This is a genomic window from Pseudomonas sp. ok266 (assembly GCF_900110195.1).
GTDB lineage: Bacteria > Pseudomonadota > Gammaproteobacteria > Pseudomonadales > Pseudomonadaceae > Aquipseudomonas > Aquipseudomonas neuropathica.
In genome coordinates, this window is record NZ_FOCU01000018.1 from 75,792 (window position 1) to 94,669 (window position 18,878).

The 18,878-nt window shown below is 59.9% G+C and carries 15 protein-coding genes and 1 rRNA gene; 9 read left to right on the plus strand and 7 right to left on the minus strand.

From position 1 onward, the window contains the following. The first annotated feature begins 29 nt into the window (after positions 1 to 29). From BMY54_RS27910 to BMY54_RS27930, 5 genes are all read left to right on the plus strand, one after another. The gene (locus BMY54_RS27910) at positions 30 to 1,727 is read left to right on the plus strand and encodes a molecular chaperone HscC (RefSeq protein ID WP_093441513.1); all 1,698 of its coding nucleotides are present in this window, start codon (positions 30 to 32) and stop codon (positions 1,725 to 1,727) included. 11 nt (positions 1,728 to 1,738) lie between these two features. Then, the gene (locus BMY54_RS27915) at positions 1,739 to 3,466 is read left to right on the plus strand and encodes a J domain-containing protein (protein WP_093441518.1); all 1,728 of its coding nucleotides are present in this window, start codon (positions 1,739 to 1,741) and stop codon (positions 3,464 to 3,466) included. A gap of 97 nt (positions 3,467 to 3,563) precedes the next feature. Then, positions 3,564 to 5,258 carry an acid phosphatase gene (acpA, locus tag BMY54_RS27920; protein WP_093441523.1) on the plus strand — a complete coding sequence of 565 codons (1,695 nt, stop codon included), beginning with the start codon at positions 3,564 to 3,566 and terminating at the stop codon, positions 5,256 to 5,258. Between the two features lie 119 nt (positions 5,259 to 5,377). Beyond that, positions 5,378 to 6,550 carry a hypothetical protein gene (locus BMY54_RS27925; RefSeq protein ID WP_093441527.1) on the plus strand — a complete coding sequence of 391 codons (1,173 nt, stop codon included), beginning with the start codon at positions 5,378 to 5,380 and terminating at the stop codon, positions 6,548 to 6,550. A gap of 178 nt (positions 6,551 to 6,728) precedes the next feature. After that, on the plus strand, positions 6,729 to 7,253 hold the full coding sequence (locus BMY54_RS27930; RefSeq protein ID WP_093441532.1) for an SET domain-containing protein-lysine N-methyltransferase: 525 nt from the start codon (positions 6,729 to 6,731) through the stop codon (positions 7,251 to 7,253). Positions 7,254 to 7,261: 8 nt separating this feature from the next. On the opposite strand, the gene can is transcribed toward BMY54_RS27930, so the two are convergent. Then, complete coding sequence (gene can / locus BMY54_RS27935) at positions 7,262 to 7,906, minus strand: carbonate dehydratase (RefSeq protein ID WP_007912954.1); 645 nt, start codon at positions 7,904 to 7,906, stop codon at positions 7,262 to 7,264. Between the two features lie 141 nt (positions 7,907 to 8,047). Here can and BMY54_RS27940 point away from each other — a divergent pair, with 141 nt between their 5' ends. After that, the gene (locus BMY54_RS27940) at positions 8,048 to 8,452 is read left to right on the plus strand and encodes a hypothetical protein (RefSeq protein ID WP_016983591.1); all 405 of its coding nucleotides are present in this window, start codon (positions 8,048 to 8,050) and stop codon (positions 8,450 to 8,452) included. A gap of 143 nt (positions 8,453 to 8,595) precedes the next feature. Here the strand turns inward: BMY54_RS27940 and rimI are convergent, their stop codons facing one another. Beyond that, the gene (gene rimI / locus BMY54_RS27945; RefSeq protein WP_007912963.1) at positions 8,596 to 9,048 is read right to left on the minus strand and encodes a ribosomal protein S18-alanine N-acetyltransferase; all 453 of its coding nucleotides are present in this window, start codon (positions 9,046 to 9,048) and stop codon (positions 8,596 to 8,598) included. Next, positions 9,041 to 9,790 (minus strand): energy transducer TonB, encoded by a 750-nt coding sequence (locus BMY54_RS27950; RefSeq protein ID WP_093441537.1) that lies wholly within the window; start codon positions 9,788 to 9,790, stop codon positions 9,041 to 9,043. The genes rimI and BMY54_RS27950 overlap by 8 nt, the downstream gene beginning before the upstream one ends. A 244-nt stretch (positions 9,791 to 10,034) precedes the next feature. On the opposite strand from BMY54_RS27950, the gene mksB reads away from it, so the two are divergent. The 3 genes from mksB to mksF are packed head-to-tail and all read left to right on the plus strand — an operon-like array spanning position 10,035 to position 14,840. Beyond that, the gene (gene mksB, locus BMY54_RS27955) at positions 10,035 to 11,312 is read left to right on the plus strand and encodes an Mks condensin complex protein MksB (RefSeq protein ID WP_007912967.1); all 1,278 of its coding nucleotides are present in this window, start codon (positions 10,035 to 10,037) and stop codon (positions 11,310 to 11,312) included. Further along, positions 11,302 to 12,003, plus strand: coding sequence for an Mks condensin complex protein MksE (gene mksE / locus BMY54_RS27960; RefSeq protein WP_007912968.1), 702 nt, complete (start codon positions 11,302 to 11,304; stop codon positions 12,001 to 12,003). The genes mksB and mksE overlap by 11 nt, the downstream gene beginning before the upstream one ends. After that, complete coding sequence (gene mksF, locus BMY54_RS27965) at positions 12,000 to 14,840, plus strand: Mks condensin complex protein MksF (protein WP_093441541.1); 2,841 nt, start codon at positions 12,000 to 12,002, stop codon at positions 14,838 to 14,840. Before mksE ends, mksF begins: the two co-directional genes overlap by 4 nt. Positions 14,841 to 15,022: 182 nt before the next feature. Here mksF and BMY54_RS27970 read toward each other — a convergent pair whose 3' ends face one another. From BMY54_RS27970 to rrf, 4 genes are all read right to left on the minus strand, one after another. Next, positions 15,023 to 17,326 carry a PqiB family protein gene (locus tag BMY54_RS27970; RefSeq protein WP_093441546.1) on the minus strand — a complete coding sequence of 768 codons (2,304 nt, stop codon included), beginning with the start codon at positions 17,324 to 17,326 and terminating at the stop codon, positions 15,023 to 15,025. After that, the gene (locus BMY54_RS27975; protein ID WP_093441551.1) at positions 17,319 to 17,942 is read right to left on the minus strand and encodes a paraquat-inducible protein A; all 624 of its coding nucleotides are present in this window, start codon (positions 17,940 to 17,942) and stop codon (positions 17,319 to 17,321) included. Before BMY54_RS27975 ends, BMY54_RS27970 begins: the two co-directional genes overlap by 8 nt. Continuing rightward, positions 17,929 to 18,588: a paraquat-inducible protein A gene (locus tag BMY54_RS27980; protein ID WP_093441556.1), complete on the minus strand. Its 660-nt coding sequence runs from the start codon at positions 18,586 to 18,588 to the stop codon at positions 17,929 to 17,931. The genes BMY54_RS27975 and BMY54_RS27980 overlap by 14 nt, the downstream gene beginning before the upstream one ends. 150 nt (positions 18,589 to 18,738) lie before the next feature. Beyond that, a 5S ribosomal RNA gene (rrf, locus tag BMY54_RS27985) occupies positions 18,739 to 18,854 on the minus strand. Positions 18,855 to 18,878: the final 24 nt, after the last annotated feature.

The window sequence follows — 18,878 nt, forward strand, 5'->3', positions numbered from 1 at the left end:
TTTTTCAAGCGCAAAGGGAGTTCGTTGCAATGATCGTAGGGATTGACCTGGGAACCACCAACAGCCTGGTCGCCGTCTGGCGTGGCGATACCACCGAGTTGGTGCCCAATGCCCTGGGTCAGTTCCTGACACCGAGCGTTGTCGGCCTGGATGATCAGGGCCGAATTCTGGTCGGTCAGGCGGCGCGCGAGCGTCTGCACACGCATCCGCGCCTGACCGCGTCGCTGTTCAAGCGCCACATGGGCAGCGCCACGCAAACGTATCTGGCCGACAAGGCGTTTCGCCCCGAAGAGCTGTCCGCGCTGGTGCTCAAGAGTCTGAAAGAAGACGTTGAACGCGCCTATGGCGAAACCGTCACCGAAGCTGTGATCAGCGTCCCGGCTTACTTCAGTGATGCCCAGCGAAAGGCTACGCGGATCGCCGGCGAACTGGCCGGGCTGAAGGTCGAGAAGCTGATCAACGAACCGACCGCTGCCGCCCTCGCCTATGGACTGCACCAACGCGACAAGGAAACTTCGTTCCTGGTTTTCGACCTCGGTGGCGGCACGTTCGACGTGTCGATTCTGGAGCTGTTCGAAGGGGTCATGGAAGTCCGCGCCAGCGCCGGTGACAACTTCCTCGGTGGCGAAGACTTCGACACGGTGCTGCTGGAGCACTTCATCAGCCAGCACCGTTCGGCCGCCGACTTCCCTGAGCGCAGCAGCGTCATCCAGCCGCTGCGTCGCGAGGCCGAGCGCGTGCGCAAGGCGCTGGGCCAGGACGACAGCGCCGAATTCCGCTTGCAACTCGGTGAGCGGCAGTGGACGCACACCATCACCCAACAACAGTTGGCAACGCTGTACATGCCGCTGCTCGAACGCCTACGTGCGCCGATTGAGCGGGCGCTGCGCGATGCGCGCATCCGCGTCAGCGATCTGGACGAAATCCTGTTGGTCGGCGGCACCACGCGCATGCCGCTGGTGCGCAAACTCGCTGCCGGGCTGTTCGGCCGCTTCCCGTCGATCACCCTCGACCCGGATCAGGTCGTGGCACAGGGCGCGGCCATTCAGGCGGCACTCAAGGCTCGCGCTGCAGCGCTGGAAGAAGTGGTGCTGACCGATGTCTGCTCCTACACCCTGGGCATCGAAACCTCCACACAGGTCGGCCGCAACTATGAGAGCGGCCACTACCTGCCGATCATCGAGCGCAACAGCATCGTGCCGGTCAGTCGGGTGAAAACCGTGTACACCCTGCACGACAATCAGGAACAGGTGATCGTACGGATCTTTCAGGGCGAAAGCCGCCTGGTCAAAGACAACGTGGCACTCGGCGAACTGGACATCAAGGTGCCGAAACGCAAGGCCGGCGAAGTCGCTCTCGATGTGCGTTTCACCTACGACAACAACGGCCTGCTTGAAGCCCAGGTGAAAATCCCCCTGACTGGGCAACAGCATTCGCTGGTGATCGAGAACAACCCCGGCGTGCTCTCGCCGGAGGAAATCCAGCAACGCCTGCAGAACCTGGCACAGCTGAAAATTCATCCGCGCGAGCAGCAGGTCAACACGCTGTTGACTGCACGTCTGGAGCGCCTCTATCAGGAAAGCCTGGGCGATATGCGTGATCTGATGGGCGATTGGGCCAAGCAATTCCAGATAGCCCTCGACTCTCAGGACGAGCGCCAGATCCGCGAAGTGCGCACCGACTTGAGCCGACGCCTGAGCGAACTTGACCGCACCCCGTGGCAATAAGGAGCCTGACCATGGATTGCTGGTCGGTGCTGCACCTGCACGATGACGCTGAAGCGCGCGACATCAAGCGCAGCTATGCGCGCTTGCTGAAAACCTTCCGCCCCGATGAGGATGCCGAGGGTTTCCAGCGTTTGCGCGAAGCCTACGAACAAGCGTTGGCAATTGCCCGGTGGCGCCTTGAAAACGCTGAGCCTGCGGACGAAGACGACGTCGCCGTGGCCACGGCTTCCAGCGCCTTTGCCGCACTGGCTCTCGATGCTGCGCTGGCAAACAACCGCAGCCACCCGCAAAACACCGCGTGGGATTTTGCCGATCTCGACTTTCCGCCCGTCAACCCGGCAGCCCCGGAGCCTTTTGCGCCGCCGGCGAAGGATGATGCTTTGCCTGTCGAGCCTCTGACGGCGGCCCCGGACACAGAAGCGTATGTGCTTGAAGCGCAGGCCGCGCGGCAACTGCTTGAAGGGCTATCGCCAGAAAATCTCGGCGAGCGTTGGGATCAGGCGCAACAGCAAGGCTGCGCCAAGGCGTTCGAAAGGCTGTTGCTGCAACGGTGTTTTGACCAGCCACATCTGCGCAGCCCAGTGCTGCACTGGGCCGTCGAGCAACTGGGATGGTTGGGGCCGTGGCAAGACGTGCTGATGAATGATCGTCAGCGTGACGGGCTCGCCGAGAGCCTGATGGCCGATTACCGAAACACCCTGCAAGCGCTGCTGGAAAGCCAGAGCGAGCGCGAATTCCTCAACGTGCTCAAACGCTACAGCGCCCAACCGTGGCTGCAGGTTTTCGATCGCCGCGAACAATGGCAGCAAACCCTGCTGCACTTGCTCAATGACAGCGAGTGGAGCGTGCCGCTGTTCGACCGCATCGGCCAACTGTTCGGCTGGGATCACAACAAAGGCCTGCACCCGCAACCGGACTGGCTCTGGGACAGACTGATCGAACGCTGCGATCAGGAAAGCTTCTATGACAATCTGCGGGGCAAGGCGGAAAGTGACCGCACGTGGGCGGCCGACGTTCAGGCCGCGCATCTGTTGATCAATCCGCTCAAGCCCCTGCAGCAGAAGAAGATCATTGATGGCTTTGGCCAGAATGAATGGCAGGCCTGCCATGACTTGTCGGAAAAGCTTGCTTGGCGCTTCCCCGAACTGCTCGCACGTTTGCCCTATGCCGATGTTTTTTACTGGCGACGGTTCTTTCCACGGCCCATCGCCGCCGAGACCTGGGTACGGGTATGGGCGGCAATTGCCTTGGCGCTGTGCCTGTTCTATCTGGGTATTGAGAAAAGGGATGCCGCCAATCTCATCTTCATTCCGATGATCTTTGCCTGCGTACCGGTATGGTTTTTTCGCTTTGCATTGAGTTGGTGGGTGGTGCTCACGGCCCACGTGATCGTGCCGGATCTGTGGCTCACCGAGGGACTGATTCCGCGCAAATGGAACCCTGACACGCGCTGGCTGGTGATACGCCACGGGGTTCCGCAGGTGGTGATGCTGCTGTTGTTTTCGCTGATGCTTGGGCCGCTGGGCGCGCTCACTTATGTCGGCACGCTCCTGATCGGGCTGGTGCACAAACGCCGTATCGGCTCGCTCGATCCGGAACTGAGCAGCCGCCACCCTTGGCTGACCGCATTGCATTGGGCGCACTTCAGTCCGCTGCAATTGCTGTTTCTGGTGGTCATGACCACCGTAACAGCGGCGAGCAGGCTCGGCTATTCGCTCACCCAGCTCATGCCCGGCTAGGAGCGCAACGACAAAACGCTCTGTCACCCAACCGTCATATTGCCTTGCTAGCGTCCGCCCGAAACATACTGAAACAATTAAGCAAGCGGGCTGACCGATGAAAGATGAAACAGACGGCACTGACGCACCTGAATCCAATCACCCCACCGACACCAGTCGCCGCCGCTTTCTCGGCGGCGTCGCGGTGCTCGGTGTCGGTGCCACGCTGGCCGGGTGTGGCAGCGCCAGCGATCAACCGGGCAAACCGACCGAACGCCCGCTGACGCCCGCCGAGCTGGACAAAGCCCTGCGCGACCAAGTGAAAACCGTAGTGGTGATCTACGCCGAGAACCGCAGTTTCAATAACCTGTTCGGTGATTTCCCCGGTGTCGAAAAGCCGCTGGCCGCGCTCAAACCCGGCGACTATCAACAACGTGATCGCGACGGCTCGCTGCTGCAAACCCTGCCTCCGGTCTGGGGCGGTGTGCTGCAGATCGGCCCGCAAACCCTTGATGGCGTGACTTACCCCAACGCCACGCAGTTTCAGGAAAACCTGCCCAACGCACCGTTCGCCCTCAAAGGCCCGAACGGCGAGGACTTGCCGTTCGGCCTGGTGACCCGCGACTTGTGGCACGTGTTCTATCAAAACCAAATGCAGATCAATGGCGGCAAGAACGATGGCTTCGTCGCCTGGGCCGACTCCGGCGGCTTGACCATGGGCCACTACGCCCAGAGCCGCTATTCCCTGCGCCTGTGGGATGTCGCGCAGGAATTCGTGCTGTGCGACAACTTCTTCCAGGGCGCCTTCGGAGGCTCGTTTCTCAACCACCAATACCTGATCAGCGCCACCGCGCCGTTCTATCCAGACGCGGCCAATTCGGTGGCCAAGTCGCAGATCGCCGCGCTGCAAAGCGATGATCCGAGCGACCCGCGCCTCAAGCCGCTGGAGCAATCGCCGGCCAGCGCCATGACCGGCCCGCCGCAGTTCGGCCCAAGTGCACTGACCCCGGATGGCTTCGGCGTCAACACCCTCGCCCCACCCTACTGGCCGACGTGGATTCGCGACCCTGAACGCCCGGCGTATTCAAAAGCGGATCTGCCCAACGTGATGGTGCCGCAGACCCACGAACACATCGGCGACAAGCTGTCGAAAAAGCACATTGACTGGGCGTGGTATGCCGGCGCGTGGCAGGCGACGCTGGAGCAATACAAGGATTCCGGCGGCATTCCGAAAATCCCCAACTTCCAGTATCACCATCAGCCGTTCAACTACTTCAAGCAACAAGGCCCGGAGAACCCCGACGAGCGCAATAAACGCCTGCGCGATGCTGGCCTGGGCGATGAGTCGAGCAGCAACAAATTCTTCGCCGATGCCGAAGCGGGCAAGTTGCCGGCAGTGAGCTTCTACAAACCGCAAGGCAACCTGAACATGCACGCCGGTTATGCCGACGTGGCGTCCGGGGATCGGCACATCGTGCGTGCGCTGAAGGTGCTGCGTGAAAGTCCACAGTGGCAAAACATGGTGGTGATCGTCACGGTCGACGAGAACGGCGGCTGGTGGGATCACGTCGCGCCGCCCAAGGGCGACCGCTGGGGGCCGGGCTCGCGAGTGCCGGCGCTGGTAGTGTCGCCGTTTGCACGCAGGGGCACGGTGGATCATACGGTCTACGACACGGCATCGATCCTGCGGTTGATCACCCGTGTCTTCCAGTTGGAAACGCTCGACGGTCTCAAACAACGTGACGAGGCGATGGTTGCCCGGGGCCAGCAACCCATGGGCGATTTGACCAACGCCCTGCATTTTCCGGCCTGAAACCCAGCCCAGCGAGTTTGTGCAAAAATCTGCGGATGACAGCTTCTCTGTCAAACGCGGCTGATCCACTATGAGGCGCCCCCGACACGCGGGGAACCCACGCTGAAAAGGATCTGAGCATGTTCAAACTCGCAGGACTCACACTTGCCGCGCTGACGCTGAGCGCGGCCGCCCACGCCGATGTCGATCTGAAACTGGGCAGCACCGAACGCGTTACCCGCCTGTTCGCTTACCCCAACAATTGCAGCGTAATCTGCTTCCGCAACTGGACGCTGGAACAGACCGTCGCCCATTACCTGAGCCAGAGCGTGCAACGCGATGGTTATGCCGATGCCAAGGTGTTGGTAAAAACCGATAACGGCCAGCTCTACGCCGAAATCACCGGCGTGCCAAAGGATTACGACAAACCGCTGTCGGCGCTGCTTGACGCGGGAGATCTGGCCTACACCGGCGCCAGCAAACTCAACGCCGACGGTAAATGGGCCTACAGCTGGTACCTGTTCCTGCCGCTGGGCATGGCTTTGGAAAACCGTAAAAGTGTCGAGTTGCTGCACTTCCCGCCGGATTACTCGCTGACCCAAGCGCAGGATTATTTGCGTTCGAACACCACCGATCGTTGGGCGACGCTGCTGACTGACAATGGCATTCCTGCCGAGCAGACGCCGGCCTATCAAACCATCATCGATATCGCCCCGATCGCTGCGCCGTCCAATGCTGGCAGTGATCTGGAAGGCGTGTATGACTACTTCAAGGACTACCAGACCACCCTGGTCAAACAGTTCAGCCAGACCGCCAGCGGCACGACGCTGCCGATGGTCGCGTTCGGCGCGCCGGTGCGTAACTGGATCAAGCAGCAATACGGGCCAACCGTGAATGTCTTGGGCCTGGCGACGATCAGCCCGAGCGAAGGCGTGAAAGTGCCGGTGCTGGGTTCCAACCACCCGAGTTATATCTGGTACGCCGCTGACCCGAAAAGCTACACCGGCGACGACGCACAGGCCAAGGCTGATGCTGCGGGCCTGAAAGTCATGGGTCAGGATTTGAGCGCGGCCTGCTGGCAGGCGGGCATGGGCAGCAAACCAGGCAGCGATGCACAGGCCACGCTCAACAGTTGCACACAGACGTGGCAGGTGACGCAGAAGGTCAAAACCTGCGAGTTGTTCTACACCTCGATCCGCAACCTGACCCCGGAACAGGCTGTCGCCAAGTGCGCGACCACTCCGATCAAGGCACAACTGAAGCAGTTGCAGGCACCGCTGCCTGCCACCGCCGTTCCCGCCCCGCACCTGTAATCGCTTGAAGCGCTCCCGTGTCAGCCAATGCTGACGCGGGAAAGCGTCTAACTCGCCTGTCAGATCTGACAGTAGACCAGCTATACCTAATACGACAAGATTGGATCCAAACAGAAGTGTTGCAGCACTGACAGGACGTCAACCCAGGAAGTCGCGAAACCTTGCGACAAGGACTGTTATGAATATCCACGCCATGGCGCAATCGTCGCCACGCGACACAGAGGGCATTTATCCCTTCGCCGGTCTTCCCGTGCGACTGGGATTTCCCGCCAGTACCGATTTCGAAATCATCCACGATGCGCACGCCAGCCCTATGGGGGTCGCGGCGCGGCGTGAGTTTCTGCAAAGCCATCGGATGTGCCGGGTGTCAGGGCAACTTCTGCCCTATCGCTGCCGACAGACCCGACAGATGCTGACGGGCATCCACATTTACGATCCGCGCTTTTGCGGTTTGATCGAACACGCCTGCGACCCCAACGTGTTTCTCGACATGAGCGAGCTGTGGTTGTGGGCGTTGAAAGATATCCACAGGGGGGAGCGGCTGACCATGGACTACGCCGCCACCGAAGACAAACTGCTGCATCAGTTTGCCTGCGGCTGCGGAGCCAAACGCTGTCGAGGGTGGATCACCGGTTACGACGAACCGCCCAGCATCGAGGGCCAGCACTTTTTACAGCGCTGGCGGCACTCGGGTTTGCGCTGAAAGGCCGTTTACAACGCGCCAACCGGACGCAAACGGTATTGCGGCGGCAATTGCTCGAAACCACTGATGGTGGTGTTCAGGCTTTTCCAGCGACCGTCCTTGATGCCGTAGATGCAACCGTGGATCGACAGGCTCTGCCCGCGATGCCAGGCGTTCTGGATGATGCTGGTGTGGGCGACGTTGGCCACTTGCTGGATCACGTTGAGTTCGCACATGCGATCAACCTGCTCTTCTTCAGTCGGCAACTTGGCCAGTTCTTCACGTTTTTCGTAGTACAGATCGCGGATCGAACGCAGCCAGCCGTCGATCAGACCGAACTGACGGTCCTGCATCGACGCGCGCACACCGCCGCAGCCGTAGTGGCCGGTGACGAGAATGTGTTTAACCTTGAGCACGTCGACCGCGTACTGGATCACCGACAGGCAATTGAGGTCGGTGTGCAGCACCACGTTGGCGACGTTGCGGTGCACAAACAGATCACCCGGCAGCATGCCGACGATCTCGTTAGCCGGCACACGTGCGTCGGAACAGCCGATCCACAGATATTCCGGCGTTTGCTGGCGCGCCAGCTTGGCGAAGAAATCCGGGTCTTCCTTGGTGATCGCGTCAGCCCAACGCTCGTTGTTATCAATCAGGTCTTGTAAGTCGTGCATGCTGTAAGGCCTCAAGAAAGATGCGCTGCTTTGACAGACGACCGCCCGTCGGGGTCACGCCAGAATCGCAAGTGATTTCATGGGAATTCTCGTGTGTCCGGTGAGTCCACCTTAGTAAGGCCCACAGTATGAGGATTTGCCATGACTGATTCACGACGCCCTTACGATGCGGTGCAACCGGAGCCCATCGATGATAACGAAGACCGCATGGGTTCGGTGCATGAACTGGATTTCGATGAAGACGAGCCTAGCGCGAAAATCGGTGATGAAATCCCCGAGCGTGAACGTGAACAGTTGATGCCCCGTGAGCGTGTACGAGAGGCGGGCATGACCGGGGCTTCGGTCAGTGATCATGAGCCGACTGACGATGACCTGAGCCCGGAAACGCTGATCCATGAAGATGGCGCGCGGGACGCCGAAGAGGCCGGGGAAGGCAATCAGGCCGATTGGGACTTGAGCATCGTCGATGAAGATGACATTGGCGGAGGCAACGGGCTGGATGAGGCGGAACTGGCGCGGCGCGATCCGCTGGATGGCAACCGTTGATCATCAGTGCCTGAGAGGACGTCTTCGCGAGCAAGCTCGCTCCCACAGGTTTTTGGTTTGATCACAGAATTTGTGTGCGAATCAAATCCACTGTGGGAGCGAGCTTGCTCCGGGCGGCGTTCCGACGAAGCTTTTAAGCAGGATCAGTCAACCAGGGTGCAGGCCATGACCACAGCATCTTCACGCCCACCCACCGCCGGATAATAATCCCGACGCCGGCCAATCTCATTGAAGCCATAACGTTCATACAACTTGAACGCGCCCGTATTGCTGTCACGCACCTCCAGAAAACATTCCCGCGCCGAAGCCGCATAGGCCCGCGACATCAGATGCTCGAGCAACGTCAGCCCCAGCCCGCGCCCCTGATTTTCCGGTTTGACGGTAATGTTGAGCAGATGCGCCTCATCCAGAATGATCTGCACCACCCCGTGGCCAACCTGTTGCTCACCTTCGAACATCAGCCATATCTGGTATTTACCCAGGCCGTCGAGAAAAATCCCCCGGGTCCACGGGTGGCTGTACGCGGCGTACTCGATTTTCAGCACGGTTTCCAGATCCGCCTCGGTCATCGGGCGGAACGATACAGCGTCACTCATTCGATTCTTTCCAGCGCGCCATCAGCCGACGCATGGCTTGCCACACAGCGGCCTTGCGCTGTGGCTCTTCCATTAACAATTCCAGACCGGGAATGGCCCAGGCCGAGCCCAGACCTTCGATCTGCAACTCACGATTGAACGCTTCGGCATCCGCTTCACCGGCAAAACGCACCGCCGGAAGGCCGATCAGCCACAGACAGGCGCAGGGTGCGGCTTCCATTTGCACGGAAAGGAAACCCTGAACGAAATCACGCGCCGCCTCCGGGCCTTGATCCATGGTGCCGCGATTGAGCCACGGCCAGCGCACCGGCTCACCGACGATTTGCGGCGCATCCGGCAGACCGGCGGCGCGCAGCATGTCTTTCAGCAGCAGATAGGCGGGATCACGGCTCTGGAACGGTTCGCCTGTGGGTAACTCGACCAGCAGCAGGCATCGCCCGGCGCGCAGTAATTGCAGGGCGAAACGCGGTGGTGGCACCGGTGCAGGTTTGGCGACGACTGGCGTGTCGTCGGCCTCTTCTACCGGTTTGGCACCGGTGCGGGTACTCGCCAACGACGGCCGCGGTACTTCGATTTTCGGCCGTTCGACCGGACGAGCGGCAGCCGTTTGCTCCGGCGCATCGGCTTGCGGCGCGGACACAACCGGCGCTTCTACCTCCGGCTCGGGCATGTCCAGCAGCTCGGGCCGCGACGGTGCGGCGAAGGGCAATTCGGTGCGCGGCAGCCAGTTGACCACCTGCATGGCGTTCAAATAGGCGCGGCGGCGGGACTCGATTAGCAAGGGTCGGCCACTTGTGGATAACTGAAGTGCGCTGATTCTACCGCCCTTCGTTCAAGATCGCCCGTTGTAGATCGATACTCTTTCACGAGGCGCTTTACCCACGCTCTTTATACAAAGAATGCGACAGCCCGTCCCGAGAGTGAATCGCATCCTTCGTGATGCAGTACAATCGCCGCTTTTCATTGCCAACCAGCCGGGCATTCCGATGATCGAACCCAAGCGCGTCTTGCGCGCCCTCGCTGAACACTGGGCACTGCTTGAGCCACTGTGTGAGCACTTCGACCAAGGCACATTGAGCCTCAACGAACTGCGCTCGCAACTGGCCGCCCAACAACTGGACAGCACGCCGCAGGACATCACCAGCCTGCTCGACGTGTGGATTCGCCTCGATATCCTGATTCCGGTGGCGAAAAGCCCGAACCGTTTCGAGCTGAACGCACAGATCCACGATTTCCTCGCTTATCTGCGTCGCGAGCACCGACTGGGCTTGTGCCTGGAAATCGAAGCCTATTTGCGTCACCTCGAACGTCTGGCCGGTTACATCCAGGACGCATTCGAAGTCCGCGATGGCCACGACCTCGCCCGCCAGTTGCGCCTGCTCGACATGCGTGTGCGCGACGTACTGAAGAAGCTCGACAACGACGAACAGGCGCTGGTCGCCGTCGCCGAACGCGCGAAGACCAGCGACCGGCAGATTCCATTGCGTCAGCGTTATGCCGAAGTGTTGGCAACGTGGGACGAATACGTCGAGCCGATGATCGACCTGGTGAACGCCGATGGCGCCTTCGAACAAGGCGTGCGCAAAGTCGAAACCGTGTTGCTGAAAATGCTCAGCGAACAGCAGCGCCTCGGCCATCTGGTCGATGACGACATGCTGCTGCGCACCCACGCACGCATCCTCGAGATGCAGACCAGCGCCCAACTGACGTTGCGTCACGCCCGCGAACTGCTGCTGCCGCTGCGTGAAGAAGCGCGCCGGCACAACGCGGTGACCCGTGGTGCCGCGTTAGCCCTGGCAGCGATTCGCCGTAAAGGCATCGACGCCGTGCCGCAAGCCGCGATGCCGCTGTTCACCCGCCCGCAAAGCACCTTCCTCGGCAGCGCCAGTCAGGTCGAAGCCTACGTCTATGCGTTGGCGCGTTTCGAGCCGAAACCGGCGCGCTTCCCCAAGGCGCACAAGACTCAGAAAGGCGAAGCCCCACGCGCGCCCCGCACCGTGCGCGAGATGGTCGACCGCTGCGAAGAAGCCTTGCCGATGCCGGATCTGATGACCTGGCTGCTCGAGCAGGAGCCGGACGGCGCCACTGACGAATTGCTCTACTGGTTCTCGCGCCTGTCGCGGGAAAAACGCTTCAAGCGCGAGCGTCTGGAACGCCGCGAATACCACACTCACGAGCACCAGGTCAGCCTGCGCTCCTTCGCCCTGCTCTCGGCCAGCGACAGCGCCGCCGAGAATTCTGCGAGCATCCCCAATGCATCTTGATCTTTCCGAACTGTCGCAACTCGCGCCGATCTTCCGCGAGCTGTTCAAGGGTTACCACGTCAGCCGCCGCGATCCGGAGCTGTACGCGCAACTGTCGAACTTCCAGGATCAGTACCGCACGCTGTTCAAGGCGCTGGGCTTTGAACTGGTCTGCGATACCCGAGGTTTCTACTACTTTGTGCCGGACATGGCCGCTGCGGCGGTAAACAAGACTGCGCAGCGTCTGGCGCTGTTCACCTTTATCCTCGTTGAGCACCTGGCCGATCAGGGCCGCGACCCGATCGCCGTGCTCGATGGCGGCAGCCTCGGCCGTGAAGAACTGCCATCGCTGCTGGAGAAGTACCGCGACCTGTTCATTCAGGCCGAGGTGCAGACCGTTGAAGAGCTCGAAGAAAAGATCATGCGCCGCATGACTCAACTCGGTTTTGCCAGCGAAGAAAACGGCGTTTATCGCTTCCTGCCGCCAATGCACCGTTTCCTCGACGTGTGCCTGTCGGTACAGCAGGACCGCGATCTGGCGGCCAGCGTGCACAGCGTATTGCCGCTGCCGGCACCGGTGCTGATCGACGAAGCGGCGGAAGCCAAATTCCTCGAAACCGACGATCCGCTCGATCTTTCAGAGTTTGAAGAGGAAAGCGAAGAAGACGCACTGGCCCGCGCCATTGCCGAAGAACAGGAGTCCGACGCATGAGCCAGGAACGCTACGGCATCCGCCGCTTTGCCCTTTTGAACACCGCCGGTTACAGCCTCGGCCTGTTCCCGCTGGAAGAACCGCTGTCGGTTTACGGCGCGAACAACCTCGGTAAATCGGCGTCGATCAACGCCCTGCAATTCCCGATTCTGGCGCGCATGTCGGACATGAGTTTCGGCAAGTACAGCCTCGAACAATCGCGGCGCTTCTACTTCGCTTCCGACACCAGCTACATCCTTGTCGAAGTGAACCTGCCGCACGGCCCGCACGTGATCGGCGTGGTCGGTCGTGGCCCGGGCGGTGGTTTCGGTCACCAGTTCTTTGCCTATGCCGGCAAACTCGATCTGGCGCATTACCAGAAGAACGACACCTGCCTGCGCCAGAAAGAGCTGTTCAGCAACCTTGAGAAAGAAGGCCTGAAAGCCTACGAACTCAAGCCGGACGAACTGCGTCGTTTGCTGGTTGGCGGTCACACGTCGATCCCGCTCGACCTGACGCTGATCCCGCTGCGCTCCACCAGCGAGCAGAGCCTGAAGACCTTCCGCGCGCTGTTCATCAACCTGCTGCACATGCGCGAAATCACTGCGGCCAAGTTGAAGCAGTTGTTCCTCGACGCCTTCGAACACAGCCTGCGTTCCGGCAGCGTCGATTACATCGCCGCGTGCGAAGAAGCCTTCCGCGACGTGCGCCGGATGGAACAGGACTACAACTCGCTGGTCGCGGCCGGCCCGTTGGTTGAAGCCTTGGCCAACGGCGTGAAACAGCGCGACGTGCTACGCGGCAAACTGCATCGCCTGTCGCCGCTGCTCGATTCGTTGCTCGGCACCTGGTCGGACTACGCCAGTGCGCGCAAAGAAGAACTGACCATTCAGGCTGACCACTACCGTGGCGAGCAGGACAGCCTGCAAAACGATCAGCGCGGCGGCACTCAGGAGTTGATGCGTCTGGAGCGGGAGATTTCCGGCATCCAGCGCTGGCTCGGCGAGCTGTCGGTGCTGAAGAACCGCTTCGCCCTGGTAGATGACGTCAAAGTGCTCGAGCAACAATTGCTCGCGGCCAAAGACGCGCATGACGAATTGGCCGGTGCTCTGGCGCAATCGCGCCAGTTCAGTGCTGAAGATCTGGAAGAGCGCGTGCGCGATCTGGAAAAACGCCTGAAGTCGGTGAAGCAACAACTCGATCACGCCGACAACAACAGCTACGCCCGCCTGCGCGAAGAGTTCTCGCAGCAGGACGTCGAGCGTTTGATGCGCCTGTTCAACAGCGCGCTGTTCAGTCTGCCGCTGGGCGAACACGGCATTACCCTCGACGACGATGGCGAGTGGGTCAAATCGGTTGAGCTGATTCTCGACGGCTTCAAGGGCGAGCGTTTTGAAGTGCCTGGTCTGTCGATCGACATCTCGCACATCGAGCCGCCGGCGCTACAAGCCTTGGCTGACCGTGCCGCGCTGCGCGATCAGAAAGAGCGTCTGGAAAAAGAGCTCAAGCAACTCAAGACTCAACAGGCTGTAGCCGCCGACCGCGCCGCGAGCAAAACCCAGACCGAAGCGCTGTACCAGCAAGTGCTGGACGCGCAGAAGGCGCTGGAAGATTTCCGCCGCACCCAGACTCTGAGTGCCGAGGAAGGCGACAAGCTCGAGCAACTGGCGCAGATGGAAGGCGCCCAGGACGAACTCAAGCGTTCCAGCGATGCCTTCACCGAGCGCGTCCAGCAACTGTCGGCCAAGCTGCAACTGGTCGGCCGCCAGATCGCTGACATGGAAGCCAAGCAACGCACCCTCGACGATGCGCTGCGCCGTCGTCAGCTGCTACCGGCGGATCTGCCGTTCGGTACGCCGTTCATGGATCCGGTCGATGATTCGATGGACAACCTGTTGCCGCTGCTCAACGACTATCAGGACAGCTGGCAAGGCTTGCTTCGCGCCGATGGTCAGATCGAAGCGCTGTACGCGCAAGTGCGTCTGAAAGGCGTGGCCAAGTTCGACAGCGAAGACGACATGGAGCGCCGTCTGTCGCTGCTGATCAACGCTTACGCGCACCGTACCGATGAGGCGCTGACCCTGGGCAAGGCCCGTCGCGCGGCGGTCACCGACATCGCCCGGACCCTGCGCAACATTCGCAGCGACTACGACAGCCTCGAGCATCAACTGGCGCTGTTCAACCGCGAGATCAACAAGCGTCAGGTGTCCAACCTGCAGAGCTTCCGCATCGTCCTTGCGCCGAACAAGGAAGCGCTCAAGCACATCGACCAGATCATCCACAGCGCCGGTCAGTACGAAGAAGGCGAAACCCTGTCGGTGTTCGATCTGAGCCAAAGCGCCGAGCAGGACAACAAGAACGAAGAGGCCAAGGAATACCTGGCACGGCTGGTGGCGGCAAACCACAACCAGCTCGGCCTCAAGGACTTGTTCGAACTGGCCTTCGAGATCACCAAGGTCAACGGCCAGCCAGTGATCCACACCGACATCGATGGCGCGGCGTCCAACGGCACGACCATGACCATCAAAGCGCTGACCAACATGTACTTGTTGCTGCACTTGATGGACCGCGATCAGGCCGGTCGCGTACGTCTGCCGTACTACCTTGATGAAGCAGCGGATATCGACGAGAAGAACCAGGCTGCGCTGCTGGAAACCAGTCTGCAACTGGGTTTCGTGCCGATTCTGGCGAGTGTGAAGCCGCAGGTCTGCGCCAGTGTCGCGATCGACCTGGAAGGCGGCAGCGGCCCGGCGGGCATCTACATCGATGAGGCGGACTGGAAGTACATCCGTCGCCATGATGTGGTCAAGGCAACGCTGAATGTTGAAGCGGATGAACCGGAGCTGGATGCGGTTTGATCGGCATTAACTGAAGGCAAAAAAAGGGCCGCGATCTGCTGGGATCGCGGCCCTTTTTTATGGTTTGGGGTTTGTGCTGATTTTGCGGGCCCTATCGCGAGCAGGCTCACTCCTACAGTTGGAATGCGTTCCCCTGTAGGAGTGAGCCTGCTCGCGATGGCGCCACTTCAGACACCATAGAATCACTTACCGAGGGAAATCTTCGGCGCCCACGTCAGCCACTCATCCTCAAACTTGTCGAACAACGGGAACGTCTGCTCAGGGCGCGCCGGGTTGCCCATGCGCTCACCGTCCGGCGTGGCGAAGGCGATGCCACCCTGAATCGCCGTCTCCAGCGACTCGGTGCGCACTGTCAGCCCATTGAACAAACCGATATCAAACCCGACACCACTGGTGTTCCAGAAACGGCTACCGCTGCGCACCAACGGTGCGTATTTCGGCTCGATCAGAATGTGCACCAACACTCGATCAGCGGTCTGGCCCAGTTCATAACCGGTGACTTTGCCCACGGTAATTTCACGGTAAGTCACTGGCACACCCGGTTTCAGCGAACCACGACGGGCCGCGCTCAAGACCAGACTCAGACCCGCCTCTTGCTTGGTCACTTCTGGCGCATTGGCCAGGGCCACGAAGTTCTTCTGCGGCCCCAGATTCTTCGCCGCCGGTTGCACTTCCACGTATTTTCCGGTCACCAGGGTTTCCAGATTTTCTGTCTTGATCAGGCCCAGCTCAGGTTTGACCACCCAGAATTGGCTGCCGACCCGGGCGATCTTCTCCGGCACTTCGGTAATCCGCGCCGTGAGGATCACCGATTGCAGATCATCGGTCAGATCGACGCTTTCAATCTTGCCGACATCCAGTCCCTTGAAGCGCACCGGGGTGCCACTGCGCAGACCATCAGCGCGATCGACTTTGATCGTCACCACCGCCCCTTTCTGATTCGCCTCATCATGGTTGGCGAACAGGCGGAAACGTGGAATACGCTTCTGCAACGGCGCCTTGGCCTGCGGTGTTTCAAAAGCGATGCCACCGGCCATCAGGGTCTGCAGCGATTCGCTCTTCACTTGAATGCCGCCGGTCAGTCCGCCGGTCAGCGTGATGCCGCTGACATTCCAGAAGCGCGTCGACGCATTGACCAGGTTTTCGTATTCCTTCTCGATGTGAACACCGATGACTAGTTGCTTGCGGGTCTTGGAGAACTGATAGCTCTGTACCGAACCGACCTTGACCTGCTTGTAAAGAATCGGACTGCCAACATCGATGGAGCCAAGGACATCGGTGAACAACACCAGGTGCAGCCCCGGCGAACGCAGATCCAGCGGCGGCGCTTTCGGGCGTGCCTCGAACTCGCGTTTCGGCGCAGCGCCCTTGTCACCCGGGCGCACAGCGATGTAGTTACCTTTCACCAGCGCTTCCAGCCCGGTGATACCGGCCAGAGAAATCGACGGTTTGACCACCCAGAACTGGGTGCCATCGACCAGATAGTCTTCGGCTAACGGATCAAGAGTCAGCTCGGCCGTGGCGCTGTTCAGATCCGGGTCGATCTTCAATGCTTTCAGGTTGCCGACCTGAATGCCTTTGTACATGACTGGCGTGCGGCCAGCCTGCAGGCCTTCGAAGTCGCTGAGTTTGACCTTCACGCGAATCCCGGCAGCCGCGGCATCGAAGTCTTCGTAGAGACGGAACGGCAGGCTCGGATCGGTCGGCGGGCTGTCCTTGCGGTTCTCCGGCGTGGCGAAGGCGATACCACCGGCGACGATGCTGGCCAGCGATTCGCTGCGCACTTTCACCCCGGACAGGTTGGCGTCGATGCTGATGCCGCTGGCGTTCCAGAAACGCGTGTGTTTGCGCACCAGTTTGGCGTAGGTCGGCTCAATGAAGACTTTGAGCTCAACGGTGCTTTGATCTTCCGAAAGCACATAGCTTTTGATCTGGCCAACCTTGATCTGTTTGTAGAACACCGGACTGCCACGGTTCAGCGAACCGAGACGATCGGCCTTGATGGTCAGATGCAGGCCGGGTTTGGCGTCCGACAGCGGCGGCTCTTCGGCCAGCGCCTTGAACTTGCGCACAGGTTCGCCTTCGCCAGGGCTGATGGCCACGTAGTTACCGGAGACCAGGGTTTCCAGACCGGTGATGCCGGCCAGGGTCACGCTCGGCTTGACCAGCCAGAAACGCGTGCTGGTCTTGAGGTATTGCTCGACGTCTTTGTTCATCTCGACGGTGGCGATCACGCCTTTGGAGTTGCCTTCGTCGTCGAGTTTGAGCGCCTTGACCTTCCCGACCGACATGCCTTTGTACATGACCTCGGTCTTGTTGGCCTGGATGCCTTCGCCACTCTCGAAGCGGATCTGGATCTCGATACCGGTTTCGGAGTAGGCACGCCAGCCGAGCCAGCCGCCGATGATCAGCGCGATCAGAGGCAGTACCCAAATGGCAGACCAGTTCGAGGCCGGTCGGGTTTTCGCTACGGGCAAATCAGTCATGGTCGTCGTCCGACTCCGTGTTATCCCAAATCAGTCGGGGATCGAAAGTTACTGCGGCGAGCATCGTCAGAATCACCACACTGGCGAAGGCGATGGCGCCAAGATTGGCTTCGACACTGGCAAGCCGGCCGAAGTTGACGACCGCCACGAGAATGGCGATCACAAAAATATCGAGCATCGACCAGCGGCCAATAAACTCGATAAAACGGTACATCCAGATGCGCTGACGGGCGGACAACGGCTGACGTCGTTGCACCGAAAACAGCAGCAGCGCGATGCCCACCAGTTTGAAGGTCGGCACCAGAATACTGGCGATAAACACCACCGCAGCAATCGGAATCATGCCGTGCTGCACCAACTGGATCACGCCGGACATGATAGTGCTCGGATCACCCTGACCCAAAGAACTGACAGTCATGATTGGTAAGACGTTGGCCGGAATATAGATGATCGCTGCCGTGATCAGCAGTGCCCAGGTGCGGGTGAGGCTGTTTGGACGCCGGGCATGAACCAGTGCACCGCAACGGGTGCAGGTTTGCTCGTCGGTGTCGGCTTCTTGCTTGTTCAATTCGTGGCATTCGGTACACACCAGAATGCCCGCATCAATCGCCCGCATGAGCGTCCTCTCCTGATAACGCCTGCCAGATCTGATGCGGTGACATCACCACCTCCAGCCATACCTGTACCAACAACAAACCAATGAAACATACCAGGCCAAGACCAACGGTGATCGCTGCCATATCAGCCAGTTTGACGATCGCCACCAGTACGCCCATGAGGTAGACCTCGAGCATTCCCCAGTCTTTGAGGTGGTGGTAAATGCGATAGAGCAACAAGCCGTAACTGCGACCGATATCGAAACGGATCGTCAGCAATACGAATAACTGGCACAGCAACTTGAGCAGCGGTATGGCCATGCTGCACAGGAATACGACAATGGAAACACCCTGCATGTCGGTGTTGAACAGGCCGAGCACGCCGCTCCAGACCGTATCCTGCGAAGATTGTCCGAGGATATTGAGTTGCATGATCGGTAAAAAGTTTGCCGGGATGTACAGCAATAATGCTGCAATCACCAGGGCGAGGCTGCGCTGCACCACGTTATGGCGGTGGGCATACAACTCGTAACCGCAGCGTGGGCAGAGCGCTTTCTCGCCATGGGCAAGCGTTGGCTTACGCATCAGCAGGTCGCACTCGTGACAGGCCACCAAGTCTTCCAGCGGTAAATCTGACAGCCCGGGGGCGTCAACCGACTCTGACATAAAGGCTCTGGCTCCGAATAAGGTGGGGCTATTCTAGTGTTCTGATTCGAAAATAACTGTGCAAATTTGTTCGCTGTCGCGAGCAAAAAACTTTTCCCGCGGGCAAAACAAAACCCCAACTGCTTTCGCAATTGGGGTTTCGGAATTTAATCTTGACGATGACCTACTCTCACATGGGGAAACCCCACACTACCATCGGCGATGCATCGTTTCACTGCTGAGTTCGGGATGGGATCAGGTGGTTCCAACGCTCTATGGTCGTCAAGAAATTCGGGTACTGACTCGTGACC